We start from the raw sequence: 26,669 nt of genomic DNA, 5'->3' as shown, positions 1-26,669 counted from the left end.
TGTTAGTTTTAACAAAGAATGGAGGGAAATAGACATGGCAGGACGCAAAGGTGGACGTGCGAAACGTCGTAAGGTGTGTTTCTTCACAGCTAACGGCATCACTCGCATCGATTATAAAGATGTTGATTTATTAAAACGTTTCGTTTCTGAGCGTGGTAAAATTTTACCTCGTCGTGTAACAGGAACAAGCGCAAAATACCAACGCAAACTTACAGTTGCAATTAAACGTGCTCGTCAAATGGCACTTTTACCATATGTTGGTGAATAATAGCGTATGAAATGCACAGTAGAGTCGGACTCTACTGTGCATTTTGCTATGCTTTTCTTTTTTGAAAGAGAGGTTAAAATGTGAAGCAAGCGAGATTTATTACTGAAGGAGCCGCGTTGTTGGCTATATATGTAATGTTATTGTTTATATCTATGTATGTTCCGATTTTAGGTACAGTTGTAACGTTTGCGTTGCCGTTGCCATTTATATTGTTAACGATAAGATATAAATTATCGAATGTATTTGTAATTTTTACGGCTGCATTTTTAATTGCTGTTTTTGTAAGTCAGCCGATAGGTCTAGTAAAGACGGTCGTATTTGGGTTGATGGGTATTGTTTTAGGGTGCATGTATAAAAAACAAAGAAAGCCATTGGAGATTTTAATAACCGGTTCACTTGCATACTTAATCAGTATTATGCTAATTTATGTTGCCAGTATAAAGTTTTTTAACATAGATTTTATAAAGCAAATACAAAATATGTTTAATAAAAGCATAGTGCAAAGTGAAAAGATAGCAAGTGTTGCTGGTATGCCGATTAGTAAAGAGCAAAAAGAGTTATTTGTACAAATGAATGATATATTACAAGCGGTATTCCCGAGTATACTTGTGATGGTTTCTGTATGTCTTTCTTGGATTACCATAATAATATCAGGTAGTGCTTTAAGAAAGCTAAAGCATGATGTTATACCTTGGCCTAAGTTCAAAGATATACAATTACCAAAGAGTATTGTTTGGTATTACGTTATATTTATTTTGCTATCAACTTTTATAAAAGTAGAACCGACATCATATTTACATATGGTATTTTCTAACCTATATGTCATATTTGCTTTATTACTAGTGCTGCAAGGCCTGACGTTTATCACTTTTTTAGCGCATAGCAAAGGTTTTACGAAAGGGGTTCCTATTATTAGTTTTATCGCCTGCATGTTTATCCCGATGCTGTTTCCTCTTGTGACAATCTTAGGTATAATTGATTTAGGGATTTCATTGCGTTCTAAAATAGGAGGATAAAATAATATTCCTTATACTATTTTAATCTGTATTACTAACTGGAAGATAAGTTAGTTTTACTTTATAGGAGTTGTATACATGCCTGAATTTTATAAGAAACAGTGGTTTTTATATCCTGTTTACGTATTGGCATTTTTTGTGTTTGTGCTCATTTCAATCCTCTGTTATTTTCATTTACTAATGGGGATAGTCTCCTTCTTTATTTTTTGTATCGTCCTTTTTGTTGTTGTACGATTTGAACTTACTTTCCAAAAGAATTTTGAAAAACATACGACAGATATGATTACAAGGGTAAAGAAAGTGAGTAATGAGGCATTTAACCAGATGCCGATTGGTATTTTGTTATACAATAAGGATTATGGGATTGATTGGGCAAATCCTTATTTATCTTCATGTCTGGGGCAGCATGCATTAGCTGGATGGCACCTTTATGATGTATCAGAAACGTTACTTCTTTTTATTAAGGGAGAAACATCCGATGATATAGTCTCTTTAAATAATCGAAAGTTTCGTGTCTTTGTAAGGAAAGAAGAAAAGTTAATTTATTTCTTTGATGTAACAGAACAAACAGAGATTGAAAAGATGTACGAGGATCAACGTACTGTTTTAGCTGTCATTTATTTAGATAATTATGATGAAGTTACACAAGGATTAGATGATCAATTACGTACGAATATAACAAGTCTTGTGACATCCCGTCTAAATGAATGGGCCGTTAAGTATGGGGCATATTTAAAACGTGCATCTTCGGAAAGATTCTTCGTTGTACTAAATGAAAGTATTTTAGCGCAGATGGAGAAAGGGAAATTTAGTATTTTAGACCAAGTACGTGAAGAAACATCCAAAAGAAATATACCACTTACATTAAGTGTAGGTGTTGGATCAGGTGATTTACCTTTATCCGAGCTTGGGGCGATGGCTCAATCAGGTCTAGACCTTGCGCTTGGGCGTGGTGGAGATCAAGTAGCTATTAAACAAGCGACAGGTAAAGTTAAGTTTTATGGTGGTAAGACAAATCCGGTGGAAAAACGTACTCGTGTACGTGCTAGAGTGATTTCACATGCATTAAAGGATTTAGTATTAGAAAGTAGCAATGTCATTATAATGGGGCATAGGGCTCCTGATATGGACGCAATTGGTGCTGCGATTGGTATTTTAAAGGTAGCGCAATTAAATGAGCGCAAAGGATATATTGTGCTCGATGAAAATGATTCTGATAAGGGAATTAAGCGTTTAATGGATAAAGTGAAACAAAATGAAGAGTTATGGTCTCACTTTATTACACCAGAACAAGCGATGGAATTTGCAAATGATGATTCATTACTTGTTGTTGTTGATACGCATAAGCCTTCAATGGTGATGGAAGAAAAGCTGTTACGCAAAATTGAAAATGTAGTTGTTATTGACCATCATCGCCGAGGAGAAGATTTTATTGAAGATCCATTGCTTGTTTACATGGAGCCATACGCTTCTTCCACGGCGGAACTTGTTACGGAATTACTTGAATACCAACCGAAAAATTTAAAAATGACAATGTTAGAAGCAACAGCATTATTAGCAGGTATTATTGTTGATACGAAAAGCTTTACATTCCGGACAGGTGCTCGTACGTTTGATGCTGCTTCTTATTTACGCTCACACGGTGCAGATACTGTACTTGTACAAGAGCTTTTAAAAGAAGATATGGATCAGTATTTACGGGTTGCAAAAGCTATTAAAAATGCGTACATTTATAAAAATGGAATTGCGATTGCAAAAGTTGATAGCGATGATTACTACGATCAAGTGCTTATTGCGCAATCAGCGGACACATTATTAACAATGACAGGAATTATTGCATCATTTGTTATTGCAAAACGTGGCGAGAATTTCATTGGAATTAGCGGCAGGTCTTTAGGTGAAGTGAATGTGCAGCTAATTATGGAAAACTTAGGTGGTGGCGGGCATTTAACGAATGCAGCCACACAAATGAAAAATGTTACAGTAGATGAAGCTGAGGAGAAGCTTCGATTTGTTATTGATGACTATTTACAGGGAGGCACACAATCATGAAAGTAATTTTTCTAAAAGACGTAAAAGGTAAAGGAAAAAAAGGGGAAGTAAAAAACGTACCAGATGGTTATGCAAATAACTTCTTACTAAAACAAGGATTAGCTGCTGAAGCGACGAATAGCAGTATGAAAACTTTAGAAGCTCAAAAGCGCAAAGAAGAAAAAGATGCAGCAGCAGAGCTTGAAAATGCAAAACAATTAAAAGAAACGTTAGAGAAATTAACTGTAGAATTAAAGGCTAAATCTGGAGAAGGCGGCCGTCTATTCGGTTCAATCACAAGTAAACAAATCGTAGATGCAATGCAAAAATCTCACAATATTAAACTTGATAAGCGTAAATTTGAAATGGATGATGCAATTCGTGCATTAGGCTATACAAACGTTACTGTGAAATTGCATCCGCAAGTAACAGCAACAGTAAAAGTTCATGTTAGTGAACAATAAAACTAAGTTAAGCAAGGAGGATTGCGTATGAGTGATGTAATGGCTGATCGTACCCCTCCGCATAATATAGAAGCTGAGCAGGCAGTCTTAGGTGCTATATTGATTGATCAGGATGCGTTAACATCGGCATCGGAACTATTAGTACCTGACTCATTTTATCGAACGAAACATCAAAAGATTTTTGAAGTCATGCTTGGTTTATCTGATAAGGGGGAGCCAATTGACTTAGTAATGATGACGTCAGCAATGGCTGATCAAGGGTTACTAGAAGAAGTTGGTGGGGTTTCTTACTTAGCAGAATTAGCAGAAGTTGTTCCGACTGCCGCTAACGTAGAGTATTATGCAAGAATCATCGCTGAAAAAGCACTGTTACGTCGTTTAATTCGAACGGCGACTCATATTGTGTCTGATGGATATGAGAGAGAAGATGATGTGGATGGTCTTTTAAATGAGGCTGAGAAAAAAATATTAGAAGTATCTCATCAGACGAATGCGAAAGCATTCCAAAATATTAAAGACGTTCTTGTAGATGCTTACGATAAAATCGAACTTTTGCATAATCAAAAAGGTGAAGTGACCGGGATACCAACTGGATTTACTGAATTAGATAAGATGACGGCAGGGTTTCAGCGAAATGATTTAATCATCGTGGCGGCACGTCCGTCGGTAGGTAAAACGGCATTTTCATTAAATATCGCACAAAACGTAGCGACGAAAACGGATGAAAATGTAGCGATTTTTAGTCTAGAGATGGGTGCTGATCAGCTTGTTATGCGTATGCTTTGTGCAGAAGGGAATATTGATGCACAAAGACTTCGTACCGGATCGTTAACTTCTGATGATTGGGCGAAATTAACGATGGCAATGGGTAGCCTTTCTAATGCTGGTATTTATATTGATGATACGCCGGGGATTAAAGTAAATGAGATTCGAGCAAAATGTCGTAGATTAAAACAAGAACAGGGTCTTGGTATGATCTTGATTGACTACTTACAGCTTATTCAAGGAAGTGGGAAATCAGGAGAGAACCGTCAGCAGGAAGTATCTGAGATTTCTCGTACACTAAAAGGGATTGCGCGTGAATTACAAGTTCCTGTTATTGCCTTGTCACAGTTATCTCGTGGTGTAGAATCTCGTCAAGATAAACGTCCGATGATGTCTGATATTCGTGAATCGGGAAGTATCGAGCAGGATGCCGATATCGTAGCCTTCCTATATCGTGAAGATTACTATGACCGAGAAACGGAAAATAAAAATACGATTGAAATTATTATTGCAAAGCAGCGTAATGGTCCAGTAGGCTCAGTAGAGCTCGCATTCGTTAAAGAGTTCAATAAGTTCGTTAACTTAGAACGTCGTTTCGAAGATGGACATGCGCCGCCGGCATAACGATAGTATAAAAAAGAAACGCATTTCTTATAATAAGATGTGTTTCTTTTTTTTTATAGAAAAGATAAGGCTTTCATAGTGTGAAAATATAATTCTTACGAACGAAAAAGTTTTTTTATAAAAAAATGTTCGCTTTTTGGTTGACTTCTTTTTCGGTTTTGGTACAATTATATTGTTTGAATAGATCGTTTGAAAATTGCGGAGGTGCTTTAATAATGTCTTCAGTAGTAGTTGTAGGAACACAATGGGGCGACGAAGGAAAAGGTAAAATCACTGATTTTCTTTCTGAGCATGCGGAAGTAGTTGCAAGATATCAAGGTGGAAATAACGCAGGACATACAATTGTATTCGGCGGGGTTAAATATAAATTACACTTAATTCCATCTGGTATTTTCTATAAAGAAAAAATTTGTGTAATCGGAAACGGCTTAGTAGTAGATCCGAAAGCGTTACTTGAAGAGTTAAAATACTTACACGATCGTGGTGTAAGTACTGATAATTTACGCGTAAGTAACCGTGCGCACGTTATTTTACCTTATCACTTAAAACAAGATGAGTTAGAAGAAGCAAGTAAAGGTGATGACAAAATCGGTACAACGAAAAAAGGTATCGGTCCTGCATATATGGACAAAGCTGCTCGTATTGGTATCCGTATGGCTGATCTTCTAGACCGTGAAGCATTTAAAGAGAAGCTTGAGCGCAATTTAGCACAAAAAAATCGTTTGTTTGAAAAAATGTACGATACAGAAGGTTTCAGTGTAGAAGAAATTTTCGAAGAGTACTTCGAGTACGGACAACAAATCGCACAATATGTGTGTGATACGTCTGTTGTATTAAATGATGCATTAGATAACAATCACCGTGTATTATTTGAAGGTGCACAAGGTGTTATGCTTGATATCGACCACGGTACGTACCCATTCGTTACATCTTCTAACCCGATTGCTGGTGGTGTAACAGTTGGAACGGGAGTTGGCCCTGCAAAAGTTACTCGCGTTGTAGGTGTATGTAAAGCATATACAAGCCGTGTTGGTGATGGTCCATTCCCTACGGAGCTTCATGATGAAATTGGTCATCAAATTCGTGAAGTTGGTCGTGAGTATGGAACAACAACTGGTCGTCCACGCCGCGTAGGTTGGTTCGATAGCGTTGTTGTAAGACATGCACGTCGTGTTAGTGGTTTAACAGATTTATCATTAAACTCTATCGACGTTCTAACTGGTATTCCAACACTTAAAGTTTGTGTTGCTTACAAATACAATGGCGAAGTTATCGATGAAGTTCCAGCAAACTTAAACATTTTAGCGAAATGTGAGCCTGTATACGAAGAGCTTCCAGGTTGGACAGAAGATATTACTGGTGTAAGATCATTAGACGAACTTCCTGAGAATGCAAGAAAATACGTAGAACGTGTTTCTGAGTTAACAGGAATTCAATTATCTATGTTCTCAGTTGGACCAGATCGTAATCAAACGAATATCGTTCGTAACGTATACGAAGCTTAATTGATATTTTTAAGAAAAAACTCATGTCCGCATGAGTTTTTTCTTGTTTTTTATAAAAAATAAAAAAAGGTATTGCAAAAAATAAATAAAACATGTTATGATACATCTTGTCGTCACGAAAATATGACGTTGGTGAGTATGAGCCATTAGCTCAGTTGGTAGAGCATCTGACTTTTAATCAGAGGGTCGAAGGTTCGAGTCCTTCATGGCTCACCATTTTATTTTTCGTGGCCCGTTGGTCAAGTGGTTAAGACACCGCCCTTTCACGGCGGTAACACGGGTTCGAATCCCGTACGGGTCATGTTTTTTTTATGTTCATTTTTGGTCCCGTGGTGTAGTGGTTAACATGCCTGCCTGTCACGCAGGAGATCGCCGGTTCGACCCCGGTCGGGACCGCCACTTTTGTTTATACCACCATTAGTGGTTTTATATATAGTTTTGGCTCGGTAGCTCAGTCGGTAGAGCAGAGGACTGAAAATCCTCGTGTCGGCGGTTCGATTCCGTCCCGAGCCACTCTCAGGATATTAAGTGGGCCCACTTAATATCCTTTTTATTTGTGTAATTTTACAAAATTGAGTAGTTATTTTAAAATAGAATGAGGAGCCTCTAGCAGTTGAAGCTAGAGGTTTTTCTATAGATCGTATAGGATTCCGTGTAAAAGTGGATCATACATGAGTCTGTGAGAATAGAGGAGAAAGTACTTAAGCAAAAGATGCGGTCATATAGGGACATACTATGTAGACATCAATGTGTTTAGGGATATTGACCATATTTTTACCCCGCTATTTAATGGGCAGTAAGGCCTCCACTTTAAAATTCAGCGAAAGCAAAGAAGTTAGGTGGAGGGAGGGCTGCCCGTGAAAGCCCAATTGGTGAGAGCTAATTAAAGCTTCACTTTATAAGGAGGAAATAAACGATGATGGGAAAGAAAATTTTAGTAGTTGATGATGAAAAGCCGATTGCAGATATTTTGAAGTTCAACCTAGAAAAAGAAGGTTTCGAAATTGTAATGGCGCATGATGGTGATGAAGCAATTGAAAAAGCAACTGAAGAACAACCAGATATGGTTTTATTAGATATTATGCTACCAGGTAAGGATGGCTTAGAGGTTTGCCGGGAAATACGTAAAAGCTCAGAAATGCCGATTATTATGCTTACAGCGAAGGACTCTGAAATCGATAAAGTATTAGGACTTGAGCTTGGGGCAGATGATTATGTAACGAAGCCATTTAGTACGAGGGAATTACTTGCTCGCGTGAAGGCGAATTTACGTCGCCATCAGCAAGGTGGTGCGGCAGAAAAAGAAGAAAATACGGAAATGGTTATTGGACCAATTGTTATCAATCCAAATGCGTATAGTGTAACGAAACGTGAGGAAAATATTGAGCTTACACACCGTGAATTTGAGCTATTACATTATTTAGCAAAACATTTAGGACAAGTTATGACACGTGAACATTTATTGCAAACAGTTTGGGGTTATGACTATTTTGGAGATGTACGTACAGTGGATGTAACAGTACGTCGTCTACGTGAAAAAATTGAAGATAATCCAAGTCATCCTACATTAATTGTCACTAGACGTGGAGTAGGGTATTACTTGCGTGACCCAGAGCAGGAATAGTATATGAAGAAAGTCGGTTTTTTTCAATCTATTCATTTAAAATTTGTACTCATATATATGCTATTAATATTGATAGCTATGCAAGTTATTGGGGTATATTTCGTAAGAGAGTTAGAAAAGAGTCTTGTACAAGGTTTTAGAGATTCTTTAACGCAACAAACGAACTTATTATCGTATAACTTGAAACAAGAGTTTAAAAAAAGTTATACAAAAGCAGAGACAGAATCAACAGGTGAAACGATTAAAACTTCCATTCGAAAATTTGCCTCTGATCGAAAGAAGGATATTCAAGAGGTAAGTGTATTTGATGCCAATAGAAAGCTGCTCGCTATTTCAGATGAGTCAAAGCAAAACAAGGTAAATAGAACGTCAACTGATATAGCTGTTCAGCGGGTATTGGTACAAAAGAAACCAGAAGTGAAAATTGAGAAGGATGGTCGTACAGGTCACCGTGTACAAGTTATGATTACTCCTATTATGGATGATAATAACAAAGATGCACTTGGTGCTATTTACGTTGTTGCATCCATGGAAGATGTTTATAAGCAGATGAAGGATATTAATCAAATCTTTGCGACCGGAACCGTTATTGCATTACTCGTAACAGCTGTACTTGGAATTTTGTTAGCTCAAACGATTACGAGACCAATCTCTGATATGCGAAGACAAGCAATTGAAATGGCAAAAGGAAACTATTCAAGAAAAGTAAAAGTGCATAGCCATGATGAAATTGGACAATTAGCATTATCTTTCAATAATTTATCAAAAAAATTACAACAAGCTCGTTCTTCAACAGAAAGTGAAAGACGTAAATTGTCATCCGTATTATCACATATGACAGATGGAGTAATTGCTACTGACCGAAAAGGGGACATTATTTTATTAAATGATCCTGCGGAAAAGATGCTAAATGTTTCGCGTGAAACGGCGCTCGATCAATCTGTTTTAGAAGTGTTGGGAATACAAGAAGAATTTACGCTCGATCATTTATACGAAGAGCCGGATTCTGTTTTATTAGATTTTAGTACGAGAAATGAGCCATATATTTTACGCGCTAGTTTCTCTGTTATTCAAAAAGAGACAGGGAAAGCAAATGGTTTAATTGCCGTATTATATGATGTGACTGAGCAGGAGCGTATAGAAAGAGAACGACGCGAGTTTGTAGCAAACGTCTCTCATGAATTAAGAACGCCATTAACGACAATGCGCAGTTACTTAGAGGCACTTACAGACGGTGCGTGGCAAGATCCAAATATTGCACCACAATTTTTAACAGTTACACAAGAAGAAACAGAAAGAATGATTAGACTTGTAAATGCGTTATTGCAACTATCTAAACTCGATAGTACAGAACATCGTTTAATGAAAGAATGGGTCGACTTTACTGACTTCTTTAATAACATTATTGATCGTTTTGAAATGTCTAAAGAGCAAAACGTAAGCTTCAAACGATCTTTCTCTAAAAAATCTCGATTTATTGATATGGATACGGATAAAATTACGCAAGTATTGTATAACATTATTTCGAATGCATTAAAGTATTCACCAGAAGGTGGAACAGTAACATATCGTTTACGTGATCGCGGAGAATTATTGGAGATTAGTGTAAGTGATCAAGGAATGGGTATTCCGAAAGAAAACGTCGATAAAATCTTTGAACGTTTTTATCGCGTAGATAAAGCACGTTCAAGACAAATGGGCGGTACAGGACTTGGATTAGCAATTGCGAAAGAAATGATTGAGGCACATGGTGGCTCGATTTGGGCAAAGAGTGAGGAAGGAAAAGGGACAACGATTTATTTCACATTGCCTATGGCAGCAGATGAAGAGGACGAATGGGAATGAGTATGGAGAATGTTAAAACGATAGTTTTAATTAATTTAGTTGTAATTAGTCTATTTCTTACTTTTAACTTATGGACGTATGTGCCAGATTCCACATCTATGCAAAACGCAAAATTTGTACAGGGGAATGAGGGAAATACTCAAACGAAAATCGCTGATGTTGTCCGCCCTACTTCTATCATTGTGCATAAAGATAAAAATCATTACGGGAGCAAAAGAGGGGGAGATATAGAATCAATCTATAGAACTTTGGAAGCAGGGGAATTACATGAGTTCAAAGAGATATCGATTGCTAAGGCTGACTTTCTTTCTTATGTGCATGGTGAAGGGAAAATTGAACTTATTTTCCCTACCAACATCCCATTTGATGCAGTTAAATCTATGTTTAGTATGAAAGAAAAAAGTATAGATAAGCCTAAACACTTTAATCGAATTATTCTTGACCCTTCTAGAAGTAGGGATCAAGAAATTAAAATTAATTTTGTTTCCGATGGTGATAACTCTAGAATATATGAAGCAAAATTAAGTGGTGTGTATTTAAAAGATATTGTAAATGCACAAAATCAATTTATAGTATCAGCGAAACCTTATTTTGACTATCAAATTAATGATATGAAAAAGCTATTTTTACCAGATGGAACGACAGAATTAAGTAATATAACATATATTTCATCTAATTTGGCGGTTGATACATTTAAGAATGCTCTTTTTAGTGACCCACGTTATTTAAGCCCGATTACCGAGCAATCGAAAGAAATATTTACAGATGGTATTAGGTCTATGGAGATTGAAAATGATCAGCATATGCTAAAGTATAAAAATTCTTCTGTTTTAAGTGAGAAAAAGCCAGATAATTTAATGCTTTTACAAAAAAGTTTTGATTTTGTAAATGGTCATAGTGGGAGTTTGGATTCATATCGTTTGGACTATATGAATAAAGGACAGACAGTATTCCGCTTACAGGAAGATGGATATCCCGTATTCAATACTGATGGATTAGCTGAATTGAGACAAGTATGGGGATCAGAAGAAGTAATGGAATATGAAAGACCGTTGCTTTCTTTAAATACGAAAGGTATAGAGCAGAAGGTTACTCTTCCGTCAGGTCATGTTGTAATAGCATCCTTAGAAAATAATGCCGCGGTAGATAAAAGATCCATTAAAGACATTGGGATTGGATACAAATTATCACTAGATGGGCAAGTAGCGCGACTACAGCCAATTTGGTATGTAAAGTTTGTTGAAGATGAAGCTGGCAAACAAAAAATATATGAGTGGAATGAGGGGGGACTAAATGGATTGGGATCGGATTAAAACCATATTTATTGTGACCTTTTTTGTTTTGGACCTCTTTCTCATTTTTCAATTCATTCAAAAGCAAGATAGTAATCAATTGGAGCTTATTGCAGAAACGAAGATAGATCAAGAATTAAAAGCAAACAAAATTACGATGGGTAATTTCCCTAAAGAACCGAAAAAAGAGTCATTTATTAGGGCTGAAAACAAGGCATTTAAAGAAGAAGACATACAGTCTTTAAAAAATCAAACGGCGCATATACAAAATATGTACAAAATAGAAAGTAAGCTAAAAGAGCCCTTTTTAAATACAAAATCTTTATCAAAAGATAAGTATAATGATTTTTTGAAGAACTATGTATTAGATGGACAAAAGTATGAGTTTGGAGCGATGAAAGACTCTAAAATTTACTTCTTCCAAAAATATAAAGATAAGCCTATTTTCTATAACGATCAGGCAATGATTGTTGTGGAATTAAATGAGAAAAATGAACTTGTGTCGTACACGCAGACGATGTTAACAGATTTAAAAGAAATGGGCGAAAGTGAAAAAACGAAACAGCAAGAAATTATTACTGCCCAAACCGCTTTAGAAAATCTGTATTTAAAAAATAAAATTCATGGGAATACACATGTAAAAGAAGCGCAAATTGGTTATGCCAACCTTACCGCATCTACTTCTAATAACCAAGTACTTGCTCCAACGTGGAACTTAAAGACGGAGCAGAAGCAGGACTTCTTTGTAAATGCAATTGAAGGACAAGTTATGGAATTAGGGGAAAAGGAAAATCAAGTGGTTGATGAACATACTGGAGTGAGAAAGAATGGGTTTGCATTTTAGCGTACTTGCAAGTGGAAGTACAGGGAATATGCTATATGTAGGAACAGATGAAAAGAAGTTACTTGTCGATGCAGGTTTAAGTGGTAAAGCAACAGAGGCTTTATTTAAACAGGCAGAATTAAATATAAATGATGTATCGGGTATTCTTGTAACACATGAACATAGTGACCATATTAAAGGCTTAGGTGTATTGGCACGTAAATATGATTTACCTGTTTATGCAAATGAGAAAACATGGAATGCAATGGAACACTTAATAGGAAATATCCCAACTGAGCAAAAGTTTATTTTCTCAGTTGGGGATGTGAAAACATTTGGTGATATTGAGGTCGAGTCATTTGGGGTGTCTCATGATGCGGCAGAGCCGATGTTCTATGCTTTTCATAACAATAATAGAAAGTTAGCCCTTATTACAGATACAGGGTACGTGAGTGACCGTATGAAAGGTGTTATTAAGGGAGCTAATGCTTTCGTATTTGAAAGTAATCATGACGTAGAAATGCTTCGTATGGGACGTTATCCATGGAGTATTAAACGACGTATTTTAAGTGATGTGGGGCACGTTTGTAATGAAGATGCTGCATTAGCGATGGCGGATGTAATTACAGATGAGACAAAACATATTTATTTAGCCCATTTAAGTTTAGATAATAACATGAAAGAACTAGCACGTATGTCAGTATCACAAGTATTAGAGGAAAAGGGATTTGGAGTAGGAGAAGCCTTCGAAATTCACGATACAGATCCAAAAATGCCGACAAAAATTCAATACGTATAATTCTTCATTTTAGTAAACAATAAAGGTGAATATAGTTGTTTTCAGGAAGATAGGTGAACAAATATGTCCTTTATTGATGAAGAAAATTATCGTATGAAACGTGCAAGAAAAAAGAAGCATAAAGGTATTGTTATTTCTAGTATAGCTGGAACAATTGTAGGAGCTTCGTTATTTGCATTTGGAGCTCCTTTGTTTTCAAATGATGCAGGCGCGTTTCCACAAGCAGAAGCAAGTGGAAGTAATATGGCCCAAGCGCAAGGAATTAAACAGATTAGCTTTGTCGATGCTGTTGATCGTGCATCTGAAGCTGTTGTTGGAGTTATTAATATTCAACGAGATAATTTTTCAGAGGCAGATTCAGAAGCAGGTACGGGATCAGGTGTAATTTATAAGAAGACAGATGGTCAAGCTTATATTGTAACGAATAATCATGTTGTTGCTGGAGCAAATCGTATTGAAGTAAGTTTAAGTGATGGTAAGAAGGTCCCTGGAAAGGTATTAGGAACCGATGTGGTCACAGATTTGGCTGTACTGGAGATAGATGCAAAGCATGTGAAAAAAGTAATTGAGATTGGCGATTCTAATACTGTTCGTAGAGGAGAACCAGTCATTGCGATTGGAAACCCGCTCGGGCTACAATTTTCTGGAACCGTCACACAAGGTATTATCTCGGCTAATGAGCGTATTGTCCCTGTAGATTTAGATCAAGATGGACATTATGATTGGCAAGTAGAAGTATTGCAAACAGACGCAGCAATTAATCCGGGTAATAGTGGTGGGGCGCTTGTAAACGCAGCTGGTCAATTAATTGGTATTAACTCAATGAAAATTGCGGCAAAAGAAGTAGAAGGAATTGGACTAGCTATTCCTGTTACTAGAGCTGTTCCAATTATGAATGAATTAGAGAAGTACGGAAAAGTAAGAAGACCGTATGTTGGAATTGAACTTAGATCATTAAATGAAATTCCAAACTACTATTGGTCAAAAACGTTGCATTTACCAGGCAATGTAACAGAGGGAGTTTGCATTTTAGATGTGAAAAGTCCTTCGCCAGGTACAGATGCTGGTTTGCGAGAACACGATGTGATTGTAGCAGTAGATGGAAAACCAGTTCGCGATATTATCGGATTCCGTACGGCCTTATATGATAAAAAAATTAATGATAAAATGACTCTTACGTTTTATCGTGGTACAAAACGAGCAACAACAACGGTTAAACTAGGCATTCAAAAGTATTAAAAACAGGAGGGCCTACCTCCTGTTTTCTATTGTAGAAAAGTGAGGTGAAGAATATGAACTTACCTTGTTGTTTAGAACATGTTGAATTAGCGTTAGATATTATTGTGGATGAGTGTGAAGTCGCGCCGGTTATTAACAATGTGGATAACTCGGAAAAAGAGAAAAAAACATGTGAATTTTGTCAAAATGAGGCGACATATGTTGTATCGAACACAGATTCTCACACAATATGTGGGTAACAATTGTGGATATGTGGATAAGTTATGTGGATAACATGTTTGTAAGGTGGGGAATACGTGTGAATATCTCGATTATTTCAATTGGGAAATTAAAAGAAAAATATTTAAAACAAGGTATAGCAGAATACTTAAAACGATTATCTGCATACGCAAAAGTAGAAGTAATTGAATTGCCAGATGAAAAGGCACCAGAAAATTTAAGTGAAGCAGAAATGTTAATTGTAAAAGAAAAAGAAGGTATACGTATACTAGATAAAATTTCTGATGATACGCATGTCATTGCGTTAGCGATAGAAGGAAAGCAAAAATCATCAGAAGAATTTGCAGTAAGCTTAGATCGTCTTGCTACATATGGGAAGAGTAAAGTTGCATTCGTAATTGGTGGATCACTTGGACTAAGTTCAGAAGTAATGAAGCGTTCAAATGAATCACTTTCTTTTTCAAAGATGACATTACCACACCAATTAATGCGATTAGTATTGCTTGAGCAAGTGTATAGGGCATTTCGTATTAATCGAGGGGAACCGTATCATAAATAGTAATAGTACATTCAAACGGCTACAGATGTGGCCGTTTTCTATATTTCCTAAAATAAGTATGTTTCTATTTCTAAAAAAGTATGCTGTAATATGAAGAGGAAAAAGTATAAGTAGTCATAGAAGTGAGGAGTTAAAGGTGAAGAAGTTTAAGAAATTTTACTTGGAGATTACGAGTGTATGTAATCTTGCGTGCAGCTTTTGTCCGCCGACGGAAAGACAGAAGCAATTCATTTCTGTGGAGGATTTTGCAAAAAGGTTAGACCAAATTAAACCACACACAGACTACATTTATTTGCACGTGAAGGGTGAGCCGTTGCTGCATCCAAAAATAGATCAATTGTTAGATTTAAGCCACGAAAAAGGGTTTAAAGTTAATATTACAACGAACGGAACGTTAATTAATAAGAGAAGGCATAGATTGTTAAATAAGCCTGCTTTAAGACAAATGAATTTTTCACTGCATAGTTTTGATGGGCACCCAGGCTCACAAGACAAAGAGGGGTATGTAAGAAGTATACTTTCCTTCATTAGAGAGGCAACAAGCCAATCAGATTTAATTGTTTCACTAAGATTATGGAATTTAACGCAGGATAATAAAACGAATGCTGAAATCCAGAAAAATAGAGAGTTATTATCCATCATCGAAAATGAGTTTGATCTATCTTATCAAATTGAAGAGAAGCTTACACCAGGAAAAGGTATAAAAATTGCCGAACGCGTCTTTATTAATCAAGACTATGAATTCCAGTGGCCAGCGTTGCATGAAGAAGAGGATGATGGAAAAGGATTCTGTCATGGTCTTCGAAATCAAGCTGGTATTTTAGCGAACGGAACGGTTATTCCTTGTTGTTTAGATGGTGAAGGGATTATTAACCTTGGAAATATTAATAATGATTCATTCTCTAACATTATAGAAGGCGAAAGAGCAACAAACATTGTTGATGGATTTTCGAGAAGAGTTGCAGTTGAAGAGCTATGTAGAAAATGTGGATACCGTAAAAGGTTTGGAAAGTAAATAAAAAATAAACCCTCATAAAGTGAGGGTTTATTTTTTATCCCGCTATTTGCCGGACAGTAAGATCCCCACCTCAAAATTCAGCGGAAGCAAAGAAGTTAGGTAGGGAGCGGGCTGCCCGTAAAAGCCCGATTGGTGAGGGCTAATAATCAGTAGGGGATGGACACCCCCCACTGATTAAAGTTTCACTTTATTCTTGATAAGAGCGCTCTAATTCATCAATTAAGGAACCAACGTAAGAAACAGCCCTGCGGATTGCGTCTGGTTTTGACATATCGACTCCGGCATGTTTCATTAATTCAAGTGGTTTCATCGTACCACCAGCGCGAAGTACATCTAACCAGCGATCAACGGCAGGTTGTCCTTCCTCTTTAATCATTTGAGCCACCGCAGTAGATGCAGTGAGGCCTGCGGAATATGTGTAAGAATATAAGCCCATATAATAATGAGGTTGACGCATCCAGGTTAAGCCAGCACCTTCATCAATTTCTACGGAATCTCCCCAGAATGTTGAAAGTACATTTGCTTTTATTTCAGTTAAAGTTGTAGCTGTAAGTGCTCCATCTTCTTCTGCTAGGCTGTATACTCTTCTTTGATATTCTCCCTCAAGTAAGTGAGTAACAAAGTTATGATAATATGTGCCGAGTAGTTGCAGAATGACCCATCTACGCATTCTCTTATCGTCAGTGGTCGCTAATAAATGCTGGCCCAATAGTAATTCATTCATTGTAGATGGTGCTTCAACAAAGTACATAGATGGACGTACATTCATAATACGCTGGTTTTTATTTGCTAAATAAAAATGACCAGCATGCCCAAATTCATGAGCTAATGTGAAGCAGCCACGCATCGTATTTTGCCATGTAATTAAAATGTATGGATGAGAACCGTATGGACTTGAACAAAATGCCCCAGTTGATTTGCCTACGTTATCTGCAAGGTCGACCCATCTTTCTTTGAATCCTTTTTCGATAATGGCACTATATTCATCGCCAAGTACTTGTAAAGATTCTTGAATGAGTTTTCCAGCTTCTTCGTAAGTAATTGCTGGATTAAATTCGGGATCTAAAGGTGCATGTAAGTCGCAGAACAGCATTTGATCGAGTCCTAACACTTTCTTTTTTAAATCTGCAAAACGGCGCATATGAGGCGCCAATTCTTTATAAATAATATCGAGTTGATTGTTATACATTTCAAGTGGAACTTTTTGAGGTTCTAAAAGCATATGAGTAACAGATTCGAATTTGCGTAAACGAGAGAGTGTTACTTGTTTTTTGACCTCGGTAGCATATGTTGTTGCCACGGTATTTTTATATCGCTTCAAAGTGGACACAAATGATGAGTATGCCTTTCTGCGTATGTCTACGCTTGGAGAAAACTCATATTTACTTTCAAATAATGCAAATGAGACAGGAAGTTCATTTCCTTGTTCGTCTTGTATGGAGTTAAAATCCATATCGGCTAATTTAGTCATACCGTAAATTTTGTATGGAGAACTATGTACCTCGCCAAGTGCAGCAAGTGCTTCTTCAGTTTCAGGAGAGAGCGTGTGCGGCCTTTTTTGTAGTATGTCTAGTAATGATTTACGGAAAGGTTCGAGTTTTGTTTCTTCAGTTAAATATTTTTCAATTGTGCCTTCTTCTAATGAGAGAATTTCATTATGAATAAAGGATAGCGCCGTATGTACTTTCGTCCATAAAGCAGCAACTTTGGAAGAGTTCGCTTGAATAACTGGATTTGTACGGTCGGTAGATTCTTTTAAATTTGCGTAGGAGTATAGTTTTGTTAACTTCATTAAAAGCTCTTCTTCTAAAAGTAGGCAATGTAATAAGATAGTGGGGCTAGTGTGTAATTGACCTTTAAACGCATCAAGTTTTTTTATATCATCTGTTAATACACGTAATGCAGTTTCCCACTCTTTATCAGATTCGTATAAATTAGAGAGGTCCCATGTTAATTCAGTAGGAACTTCTGCACGAATATGGCGTTTCTCAATTACATCTTTCATATATTATATCCCCCTTATTATAAGTATCTAAAAACATGATACTAGAAAATTCAGTAAAATGAAAATATTTTACATTTCTATATATGAAAAAGAAGGACAAGCATAAAACTGCTTGTCCTTCGAGTTAAATTTAAAAATTAATATACTTTATCACCGTTGAAAATAGAGTTTTTCACGACTACATAATCTACAGTACGAATAGAGTCTAATTTTGTTCCACCAGCGTAAGAGATAGAAGATTGAAGATCTTGTTCCATTTCGATTAAAGTGTCTTCTAAAGAACCTTTATGCTCAACGAACATTTTCTTACCTTCAACGTTTTTCTTCTCACCTTTTTGGAATTCAGAAGCTGAACCGAAGTACTCTTTATAAAGTTTGCCGTCTTTTTCGATTGTTTCCCCTGGAGACTCTTCATGACCAGCGAATAGAGAACCGATCATAACCATAGTCGCCCCAAATCGAATAGATTTAGCTACGTCGCCATGTGTACGAATACCACCGTCAGCGATAATTGGTTTACTTGCAGCTTTTGCACACCAGCGAAGTGCAGCTAGCTGCCAACCGCCAGTTCCAAATCCTGTTTTAATTTTAGTGATACAAACTTTACCAGGTCCAATACCAACTTTTGTTGCGTCAGCACCAGCGTTTTCTAATTCTCTTACCGCTTCTGGAGTTCCAACGTTTCCAGCGATAACGAAGCTTTCTGGTAAATGCTTTTTAATATGTTGAATCATGTTGATTACAGCATTAGAATGTCCATGCGCGATATCAATCGTGATGTATTCAGGCGTAAGATGCTCAGCAGCTAATTGTTGTACGAATTCATACTCGTCTTCTTTTACACCAACGCTAATAGAAGCGATTAATCCACGTGATTGCATATCTCTAATGAATGAGATTCGTTTCTCTGGTTGGAAACGATGCATGATATAGAAGTAATTATTTTCAGCTAAATACGTTGCAATTCTTTCATCAATAATCGTTTGCATATTTGCAGGTACGACAGGTAATTTAAATTTATGTTTACCTAAAGTGACAGTTGTATCACATTCAGAGCGGCTGTTCACAATACATTTTGCAGGAATTAATTGAATATCTTCATAGTCGAATACGTTTTCCATCATTTACACCCCTAAAATACGAATATTTTATTTTTATTAATAAAAAATGTTCGTCTATATGATAATTTACATTGTTTTCATTAAAAAGTCAAAGGATTTCTTAACGTTTTTTTTAAAAGTAGATTTTATATCTAAAAAACACCGTTAAAAACGAATTTAAAACGTTTTTTTGTTTATATTGTTCGTCTATAAAAAGATTTGAAAATTAAGATGATTACACAAGGATGTATGTATTCTTTTTATTTTTTTTTGAGTGGATGTAGGATTCTATGAAAAGGTTAATGCTAACAATACGAGCAAAAGATGTTATCAAGTAGTTGAACAATATATGAAATGATAAGGTTTATTTCTATGTAAAAAGATGAATCTGGCATAATCCATCTTTTTGTGTGAGGTTTCAAGTATAATAAGTAGGGCGATAGTAACGTATACAAAAGATAAATAAGAAAATAATACAGAATAAAATGAGGTTAATATATGAGTGGAAAAGTTTTTTTTGAGTATAAATTAAGTAAAGAAATTGTAAGGGCACTTACTGGGTTAGGGTATGATCATCCAACAGAAGTACAAGGTGAGGTTATTCCAGTCGCATTACAAAAGAAGGATCTTGTTGTGAAGTCCCAGACGGGAAGTGGAAAAACAGCTTCATTTGGTATTCCACTTTGTGAAATGGTGGAGTGGGAAGAGAATAAACCACAAGCATTAGTTTTAACACCAACGAGAGAGCTTGCGGTACAGGTAAAAGAAGATATTACAAATATAGGTCGATTCAAAAGAATCAAAGCTGCGGCAGTTTATGGGAAATCCCCATTTGCACGTCAAAAATTAGAATTAAAACAAAAGACACATATTGTAGTTGGGACTCCTGGTCGTGTGTTGGATCATATTGAGAAGGGTACCCTTTCTTTAGAGTGTTTGAAGTATTTAGTTATTGATGAAGCAGATGAGATGCTAAATATGGGCTTTATCGATCAAGTAGAGGCAATTATTGATGAATTACCTACAAAAAGAATGACAATGTTATTTTCAGCAACACTCCCAGAAGATGTTGAGAAATTGTCTCGTACATATATGAATTCACCAACTCATATTGAAATTAAAGCGGCTGGGGTTACGACGGATAAAATTGAACATGTTCTTTTTGAGGTGATAGAAGACGAGAAGCTTTCATTACTTAAAGATGTAACAACGATTGAGAATCCGGATAGTTGTATTATTTTCTGCCGTACACAAGATAATGTAGATCATGTATATAGACAATTAAAACGAGCTAACTATCCTTGTGACAAAATACATGGCGGTATGGTACAAGAAGATCGTTTTGAGGTCATGGATGATTTTAGAAAAGGAAAATTCCGTTATTTAGTAGCAACAGACGTGGCTGCAAGGGGAATTGATATTGATAATATTACACATGTTATTAATTATGATATTCCACTTGAAAAAGAAAGCTATGTACATCGTACTGGAAGAACGGGACGAGCTGGAAATAGTGGAAAAGCTATTACATTTATAACACCATATGAAAATAGATTTTTAGAAGAGATTGAGGAGTATATTGGCTTTGAAATTCCAAAGGCAATTGGACCTTCAAAAGAAGAAGTTATGAAAGGGAAAGCTGCATTTGAAGAAAAGATACATGCTAAACCAATTATAAAGAAAGATAAAAATGCAGACATCAACAAAGGCATTATGAAGCTTTACTTTAATGGCGGGAAGAAAAAGAAAATTAGGGCGGTAGATTTCGTCGGTACAATCGCTAAAATTAAAGGTATTACAGCAGAAGATATAGGCATTATTACGATACAAGATAATGTTTCTTACGTTGAAATATTAAATGGAAAAGGACCACTTGTCTTGAAAGTCATGAAGACTACAACGATTAAAGGGAAACAACTAAAAGTTCATGAAGCAATTAAGTAAATAAAAACTATCCACTTTAATAGGTGGATAGTTTTTTATTTATGATTCTTTTAAATCATCCACTAGTTGCTCCGCTAAACGTCTATACATATTACTCATAGTCACGAAGGATGTTAGTAGTAGAAATTTTTCTAGCTTTGTGTCTTCTAAGGAAGAAATCTCATTTACTTCTGTAACACGGTTATTTACGTCTTGTTTAAAGCTTTCGACATTGCTTTCAGTAAGAGCAAGATAATTTTTGTATAACGTATTTAATTCGAATGAATCATCATTTAATAAGGAGTCATTTATAGTTTCTAATGAACTTTTTATGTCGTTAATGGAAAGAGCACCTTTTAATTGATAAATTAGGCTAATTAAAATCATATGCTCTTTTGAATACTTTTTATTTTTGATAGGGATGAATAGTTTCCCTTTTGCGTAATTATTAATCATCGTTTTTGTTAATACTTTTTCATCATCAGTTCTCGTTGTATCTGCATAAGTATTCTCAAATAGTTGGACAACTTGATCTACATATAAGTCCACATTTGGAATATCCTCAAGTTTAATATTTTTTTCTAAATGCAATGTCTCAAGTAATTCATTTATATTTTCCACGTAGAATCCCTCACTTTTATAACTTAGTGGAACTTAATGTCTAATACATCCTTAAATATGGTATTACGAAACAAATAAATTGTAAATGTTGACCTTAAAAAGAAATGTGTATATAATTACACGTAGTTATTAAAACTACATGTAATTATATGAGGGGTGTTATTATGAATACTTACGTAAGAGAACCAGTTAATGCATTTACTCACTTAGGTGGAGCGATATTATCATTTATTGCCTTATTAGCTATGCTTGTGAAAGTTTCTATCAAGATGCCATCATTTGCTGCAATTACAGCTGTTATTTTGTTTGGGATTGGAATGATGGTCCTTTATACGGCATCAGCTGTATATCATAGTGTTGTGGCCAATGAACGTGTTATTTACTTCTTTAGGAAGCTAGATCATTCTATGATTTTTATATTAATTGCAGGTACATATGCACCCTTTTGCTTAATTACATTAAATTCAGCAAGTGGTTTGCTATTATTTTGTTTAGTCTATGCAACTGCGATTTGTGGCATTGTGTTTAAAATGTTTTGGTTTAATTGTCCAAGATGGTTATCGACAGCAATTTATATTACGATGGGTTGGTTAATTGTTTTATTCTTTGCACCGTTAGCTGAGAATTTAAGTACAGGGGGCATTGTTTTCTTAGTACTTGGGGGCATTTTTTATACAATTGGTGGATTTATTTATGGAACAAAGCCAAAGTGGCTAGAGTTTAAATATATGGGACATCATGAAATTTTTCACGTTTTTGTATTATTAGGTAGTCTTGCACATTTTCTAAGTGTATATTGTTACGTAATTTAATAAGAAAAATGCCACATAACAAAAATTATGTGGCGTTTTTCTTATTATTTGATTGGAATCATATATGTTATAAAATTATTATGGGATAAAATGTAAGTTTCTGTGTTCGCATATTAAACATAGGATAAGAAATATGTGATATACTTTGAGAAGTTTATAATGAATGAAATATGGAGGACTATAATTATGGCAATACTTGTAACAGGTGGAGCAGGGTATATTGGTAGTCATACATGTGTAGAATTACTAAATAGCGGTTACGAAATTATAGTAGTTGATAATCTTTCGAATAGCTCGGTAGAATCTATAAATCGAGTGAAAGAAATAACAGGAAAACAATTTAAGTTTTATAAAGAAGATGTTTTAAATCAAGAAGCACTTGACGCAATTTTTGAAGAAAATGCAATCGAAGCAGTTATTCACTTTGCAGGATTTAAAGCTGTAGGGGAATCAGTAGCAATTCCATTAACATATTATCATAACAACATTACGAGCACTTTAGTGCTATGTGAAGTAATGCAGAAACATAATGTAAAGAAGATGATTTTTAGTTCATCCGCAACTGTATATGGTATCCCGGAAACGTCACCGATTACAGAGGAGTTTCCATTAAGTGCAACAAATCCATATGGTCAAACGAAATTAATGATTGAGCAAATTATGCGTGATGTAGCGTTTGCAGATAGAGAATGGAGTATCGCGTTACTTCGCTATTTCAACCCATTTGGTGCACATGAAAGTGGACGTATTGGAGAGGATCCAAATGGAATTCCAAATAACTTAATGCCATATGTCACACAAGTGGCAGTAGGTAAGCTAAAAGAATTAAGTGTATTTGGAAATGACTACCCAACGAAAGATGGAACAGGCATCCGTGACTACATACATGTTGTAGACTTAGCAAAAGGTCACGTAAAAGCGCTAGAGAAAGTACTGAATACAACAGGAGTAGATGCTTATAATTTGGGCACAGGTACAGGGTATAGTGTACTTGAGATGGTTGAAGCATTTGAAAGGGTTTCAGGAAAAAAAGTTCCTTATAAAATTACAGAGCGTCGTCCTGGCGATGTGGCAATATGTTTTGCAGATGCATCAAAGGCAAAACGTGAACTAGGATGGGAAGCAAAACGTGGATTAGAAGAAATGTGTGCAGATTCTTGGAGATGGCAATCAAATAATAAAAATGGCTATTTGGAAGTTTAATATGTAGATACAAAAAATGACCTTTGCATGAGCAAAGGTCATTTTTGTATTTATTTCCTGTTAAGTTTATTAGCTAATTTGGTAAAAAAGGTCCGCTGTTTTATAGGAATATTTGACTGGCAAAATGTATAATAATCAATATCTTTAATGTAAGTAAAGAGCCTAGAAATAGCATATAGGAATGTAATAGAAGATCCAACGGCGAAACTAATGCCGTAACCATTGAATCCAAATGGAAGTAGGATAAGGCTTAATAACAAGTTTGCAAAAAAGAAAATAGCTGATGTTCGAAATGCCCCTTTACGATCCTCAAAGTATAGGAGTAGTAATGTAATAACGAGCACCATTCCATTTGCATAAGCACCAACTATAGTTAGTTGCAGAATAGAGTAATTAAGTGTTGTCTTTCCAGATTGCGAACTAAACATCCATATTATAAAAATAATAAGTAAGGAAAAAATACCTTGATTACGAAGTATACGTTCCATTTCCTGCTTTAAGACAAAGTTCATGGAATCTTTCAATTGTAAAAGCGTATGTAATGTTCCGCCATTATTTACCGAACCGAAGAACTTTTTATATCTTTCATAAAACCTGGTTTCAATGGATACTACAAAGAAAATATAGGTTGGGATAATACTTAAATACGCCCAGAAAACAGAAGTATCATAAATTTGATGATAAATAAATGTGTTTTCAATATTTCCCCGACCGTCTCCAAACCAAATAACAAAATTACATACCCAAATACCCACATTGTAAAAGAGGCTTGACCAAAATAATTCTGGATATTTATCTAAATAAGACAGAAAGGTAAATTGTTCAGTAGCATCACTATTTGGAAACATTCGTACAATAACGATACTTAACCATACTAGTGTAATGAAAGTACCGAGTGTAAAAGAAATTAAAAGCAATAGGGCAGATCCATGTTCTAACCCAAGTGTAGGGTGCCAGTAAGCTACTAGGATAATTCCTAATAGTGAAAAAATGGATCCAATTAAAAATGCCAGTGCAATTGATTGATAATCTTTAGCTGCTGTTAAATAAATGGACTGAATCCAGATGATATTTAAAGCTAAAAATAAAAATAGCATCACAATTTTATAATATAAAGCTAACGGTGTGAAAAATGCAAACAAAAGCCATAACATAATAGCTAAAAAAAGTGTGATCTTCGTCATTCCTAAAAATGAAGAAAATACTTTATCAGCTTTTTGTTCGTATAAAAGGTCAGCTACATATCTAGTTACAATGAGCTGCAATGCTCCGTAAATAATTTGAGAAAAAATAAAGCAATATGAAATTGAAATAGTGAAAAGACGCTGTTCTTCAATTGAAATAGAATGAAATAAATTCAAAATGAATCGAATAGTTGTTACTGCTAAAATAACGACTAACCAAGGACCAGCTGTAACAAATAACGAAAATCCATAAGCTTTTACCCTTGAAGAATAGTAGTCTTCCTGAAATAATTTTTGTAATCGAAATCCTATACCTGCCATGTTTTCGCACCCCTTTCTAAATAAAGCTTACGATAACTATCAACAACACCTGATAATTGATAATATGCTTCAATACGATTACGCCCATTGTTTCCGAATTGTTGAATGGATTCAGGGTGGCGATAATACCATTCTAAGTGGGTGGCAACTTGTTCAGGAGATACAGGTGGTACAACAAAGCCACATTGGCCGTAAGGATCTTCATCTTGTCCATAAATTAACTCCTTACAAGAACCAACGTCTGTAACAACCCATGGTAATCCCGATGCCATTCCTTCTAACATAGCTAGTGGTTGCCCTTCAGATATGCTAGTTAATACGAGAATATCCGTTTGTTTTAAGTAATCTTTAATGTTTACTCTGCCAGTCATTATTACATGTTCTTTTAATCCAAGTTGCTGAATTAAATCACGACATTCTTGGGCATACTCTGGTTCTTCTGTATCAGGACCTAATAAGTAGAAGATAAACGGAATATCTTTTTCTAATAATAATTTAGCTGCATAAATCATTGTTTTTACGTCTTTAATTGGCACAACTCGTATAATAGCAGAAATAATGAGTTTATCTGAATTATGTTTTGGCTTACGTAGCCCTTTATAGTCAGATAAAGTAACACCATTTGGAATAATGTTTAGTTTATGGGCCGGAGCTCCTAGTTCTTTTTGATATGCACTATTCCGTCCGAATAACGTAATCACATCAGCAGCTTGTTCATATGCTTGGTGAGATAAATGATGGAAGAAAGAAACCCACCTTTTTTTATATTCAATTGGTATCCAAGTTGATTGGAGTATTTCCTCTTCACGTTCCCGGGAATAAATACCATGCTCCGTTAGAATAAATGGTATATCAGATTTGGCACCAATTGCAGCACCAAGAAGCCCACCATAGCCTGTAGATACAGAATGGATAAGATCTAATTCAGGAAAATCAATTTGTAAAATTTGAATGATTGGTGTGAACATAGATCTCCACATCCAAAAGTAATTTAAGAAAGAGCCACTACTTTCTTCATACAAATAGCTTTCTTTTACTATTTCATAAAATTCACGACTTTCGAAGAAGGAATGTAGTGTTCCTAGCTTTTGCTTGTTCCCTAATATTTGTAATGCTTCTGTGTCGTTAGCTTGGAATGTAAACCATTTTTGAAGTGTTTGTACTTCATCAGTCGTTAAATTGGTTTTTATATGGTTTGAGTCACTTTCTGATTGTAAGGGAATCATAATGATATCTTTTACATTGTTAGGAATTTCATATTGATATTCCTCTTCTGTTTTTATTTGCGGTACGATCGCAAAAATGGTGAATTCATGTTCTTTAAATTGTTGGATAATCATTTGTACCCAACTTGCTACTCCGCCACTGACAAAAGGATAACTTCCTTCAACGACTAAACCTATTCTCAT

Annotated in this window: 23 protein-coding genes and 4 tRNA genes; 22 read left to right on the top strand and 5 right to left on the bottom strand. The window is 35.6% G+C overall.

All coding sequences use genetic code 11. From position 1 onward, the window contains the following. The first annotated feature begins 34 nt into the window (after positions 1-34). From rpsR to ACTFSI_RS12120, 19 genes are all read left to right on the top strand, one after another. Complete coding sequence (gene rpsR, locus ACTFSI_RS12210) at positions 35-268, top strand: 30S ribosomal protein S18 (protein WP_000918873.1); 234 nt, start codon at positions 35-37, stop codon at positions 266-268. A gap of 80 nt (positions 269-348) precedes the next feature. After that, positions 349-1,284 (top strand): YybS family protein, encoded by a 936-nt coding sequence (locus tag ACTFSI_RS12205; RefSeq protein WP_000806428.1) that lies wholly within the window; start codon positions 349-351, stop codon positions 1,282-1,284. Positions 1,285-1,362: 78 nt separating this feature from the next. Further along, positions 1,363-3,336, top strand: coding sequence for a DHH family phosphoesterase (locus tag ACTFSI_RS12200; RefSeq protein WP_001113897.1), 1,974 nt, complete (start codon positions 1,363-1,365; stop codon positions 3,334-3,336). Next, entirely contained in the window at positions 3,333-3,779 is a 447-nt protein-coding gene (gene rplI / locus ACTFSI_RS12195) for a 50S ribosomal protein L9 (RefSeq protein ID WP_000864231.1), read from the top strand. Before ACTFSI_RS12200 ends, rplI begins: the two co-directional genes overlap by 4 nt. 27 nt (positions 3,780-3,806) lie before the next feature. Beyond that, entirely contained in the window at positions 3,807-5,168 is a 1,362-nt protein-coding gene (gene dnaB, locus ACTFSI_RS12190; RefSeq protein WP_001286244.1) for a replicative DNA helicase, read from the top strand. 215 nt (positions 5,169-5,383) lie between these two features. Further along, positions 5,384-6,673, top strand: coding sequence for an adenylosuccinate synthase (locus ACTFSI_RS12185; RefSeq protein ID WP_440045416.1), 1,290 nt, complete (start codon positions 5,384-5,386; stop codon positions 6,671-6,673). 140 nt (positions 6,674-6,813) lie between these two features. Continuing rightward, positions 6,814-6,889: transfer RNA gene (locus ACTFSI_RS12180), tRNA-Lys, on the top strand. A 13-nt stretch (positions 6,890-6,902) separates the two neighbouring features. Beyond that, a tRNA-Glu gene (locus tag ACTFSI_RS12175) sits at positions 6,903-6,974 on the top strand. A 22-nt stretch (positions 6,975-6,996) separates the two neighbouring features. Then, positions 6,997-7,072 (top strand) — tRNA-Asp (locus tag ACTFSI_RS12170). Positions 7,073-7,113: 41 nt separating this feature from the next. Beyond that, a tRNA-Phe gene (locus tag ACTFSI_RS12165) sits at positions 7,114-7,186 on the top strand. Positions 7,187-7,589: 403 nt separating this feature from the next. Then, the gene (gene walR, locus ACTFSI_RS12160) at positions 7,590-8,297 is read left to right on the top strand and encodes a cell wall metabolism DNA-binding response regulator WalR (protein WP_000971872.1); all 708 of its coding nucleotides are present in this window, start codon (positions 7,590-7,592) and stop codon (positions 8,295-8,297) included. A gap of 3 nt (positions 8,298-8,300) precedes the next feature. Next, positions 8,301-10,142: a cell wall metabolism sensor histidine kinase WalK gene (gene walK / locus ACTFSI_RS12155; protein ID WP_000755380.1), complete on the top strand. Its 1,842-nt coding sequence runs from the start codon at positions 8,301-8,303 to the stop codon at positions 10,140-10,142. After that, positions 10,139-11,455 carry a YycH family regulatory protein gene (locus ACTFSI_RS12150; RefSeq protein WP_440045415.1) on the top strand — a complete coding sequence of 439 codons (1,317 nt, stop codon included), beginning with the start codon at positions 10,139-10,141 and terminating at the stop codon, positions 11,453-11,455. The genes walK and ACTFSI_RS12150 overlap by 4 nt, the downstream gene beginning before the upstream one ends. Then, the gene (locus ACTFSI_RS12145; RefSeq protein ID WP_000383723.1) at positions 11,436-12,278 is read left to right on the top strand and encodes a two-component system regulatory protein YycI; all 843 of its coding nucleotides are present in this window, start codon (positions 11,436-11,438) and stop codon (positions 12,276-12,278) included. Before ACTFSI_RS12150 ends, ACTFSI_RS12145 begins: the two co-directional genes overlap by 20 nt. Next, complete coding sequence (locus ACTFSI_RS12140; RefSeq protein ID WP_000522836.1) at positions 12,262-13,056, top strand: MBL fold metallo-hydrolase; 795 nt, start codon at positions 12,262-12,264, stop codon at positions 13,054-13,056. The genes ACTFSI_RS12145 and ACTFSI_RS12140 overlap by 17 nt, the downstream gene beginning before the upstream one ends. A gap of 63 nt (positions 13,057-13,119) precedes the next feature. Then, entirely contained in the window at positions 13,120-14,295 is a 1,176-nt protein-coding gene (locus tag ACTFSI_RS12135; RefSeq protein ID WP_000008038.1) for a S1C family serine protease, read from the top strand. 53 nt (positions 14,296-14,348) lie between these two features. Continuing rightward, complete coding sequence (locus tag ACTFSI_RS12130) at positions 14,349-14,534, top strand: CxxH/CxxC protein (RefSeq protein WP_001052827.1); 186 nt, start codon at positions 14,349-14,351, stop codon at positions 14,532-14,534. Positions 14,535-14,593: 59 nt separating this feature from the next. Further along, a complete protein-coding gene (gene rlmH / locus ACTFSI_RS12125) occupies positions 14,594-15,073 on the top strand; it encodes a 23S rRNA (pseudouridine(1915)-N(3))-methyltransferase RlmH (RefSeq protein ID WP_001027003.1) in 480 nt (159 codons plus the stop codon). Between the two features lie 136 nt (positions 15,074-15,209). Next, on the top strand, positions 15,210-16,088 hold the full coding sequence (locus ACTFSI_RS12120; RefSeq protein ID WP_000713634.1) for a radical SAM/SPASM domain-containing protein: 879 nt from the start codon (positions 15,210-15,212) through the stop codon (positions 16,086-16,088). A gap of 190 nt (positions 16,089-16,278) precedes the next feature. Here ACTFSI_RS12120 and pepF read toward each other — a convergent pair whose 3' ends face one another. Then, entirely contained in the window at positions 16,279-18,096 is a 1,818-nt protein-coding gene (gene pepF / locus ACTFSI_RS12115; RefSeq protein WP_197225591.1) for an oligoendopeptidase F, read from the bottom strand. Between the two features lie 137 nt (positions 18,097-18,233). After that, positions 18,234-19,217, bottom strand: coding sequence for a GMP reductase (gene guaC, locus ACTFSI_RS12110; RefSeq protein WP_000432434.1), 984 nt, complete (start codon positions 19,215-19,217; stop codon positions 18,234-18,236). 477 nt (positions 19,218-19,694) lie between these two features. Between guaC and ACTFSI_RS12105 the strand changes: the two genes are divergently transcribed. Then, the gene (locus ACTFSI_RS12105) at positions 19,695-21,140 is read left to right on the top strand and encodes a DEAD/DEAH box helicase (protein WP_000015592.1); all 1,446 of its coding nucleotides are present in this window, start codon (positions 19,695-19,697) and stop codon (positions 21,138-21,140) included. Positions 21,141-21,179: 39 nt separating this feature from the next. On the opposite strand, the gene ACTFSI_RS12100 is transcribed toward ACTFSI_RS12105, so the two are convergent. Then, entirely contained in the window at positions 21,180-21,740 is a 561-nt protein-coding gene (locus ACTFSI_RS12100) for a DUF1836 domain-containing protein (protein ID WP_000427879.1), read from the bottom strand. 164 nt (positions 21,741-21,904) lie between these two features. Here ACTFSI_RS12100 and trhA point away from each other — a divergent pair, with 164 nt between their 5' ends. After that, positions 21,905-22,552: a PAQR family membrane homeostasis protein TrhA gene (gene trhA / locus ACTFSI_RS12095; RefSeq protein WP_001099729.1), complete on the top strand. Its 648-nt coding sequence runs from the start codon at positions 21,905-21,907 to the stop codon at positions 22,550-22,552. A gap of 186 nt (positions 22,553-22,738) precedes the next feature. Further along, a complete protein-coding gene (gene galE, locus ACTFSI_RS12090; RefSeq protein WP_000996533.1) occupies positions 22,739-23,755 on the top strand; it encodes a UDP-glucose 4-epimerase GalE in 1,017 nt (338 codons plus the stop codon). A 50-nt stretch (positions 23,756-23,805) separates the two neighbouring features. Here the strand turns inward: galE and pelG are convergent, their stop codons facing one another. Both pelG and pelF read right to left on the bottom strand, forming a co-directional pair. After that, entirely contained in the window at positions 23,806-25,260 is a 1,455-nt protein-coding gene (gene pelG, locus ACTFSI_RS12085; RefSeq protein ID WP_197225592.1) for an exopolysaccharide Pel transporter PelG, read from the bottom strand. Beyond that, on the bottom strand, positions 25,248-26,669 hold the full coding sequence (pelF, locus tag ACTFSI_RS12080) for a GT4 family glycosyltransferase PelF (protein WP_044791866.1): 1,422 nt from the start codon (positions 26,667-26,669) through the stop codon (positions 25,248-25,250). The genes pelG and pelF overlap by 13 nt, the downstream gene beginning before the upstream one ends.

The organism is Bacillus cereus group sp. MYBK101-2, assembly GCF_051918845.1.
Lineage (GTDB): Bacteria > Bacillota > Bacilli > Bacillales > Bacillaceae_G > Bacillus_A > Bacillus_A paranthracis.
The sequence above is the reverse complement of the archived record's forward strand: the minus strand, read 5'-3'. Positions and strand labels throughout refer to the sequence as shown.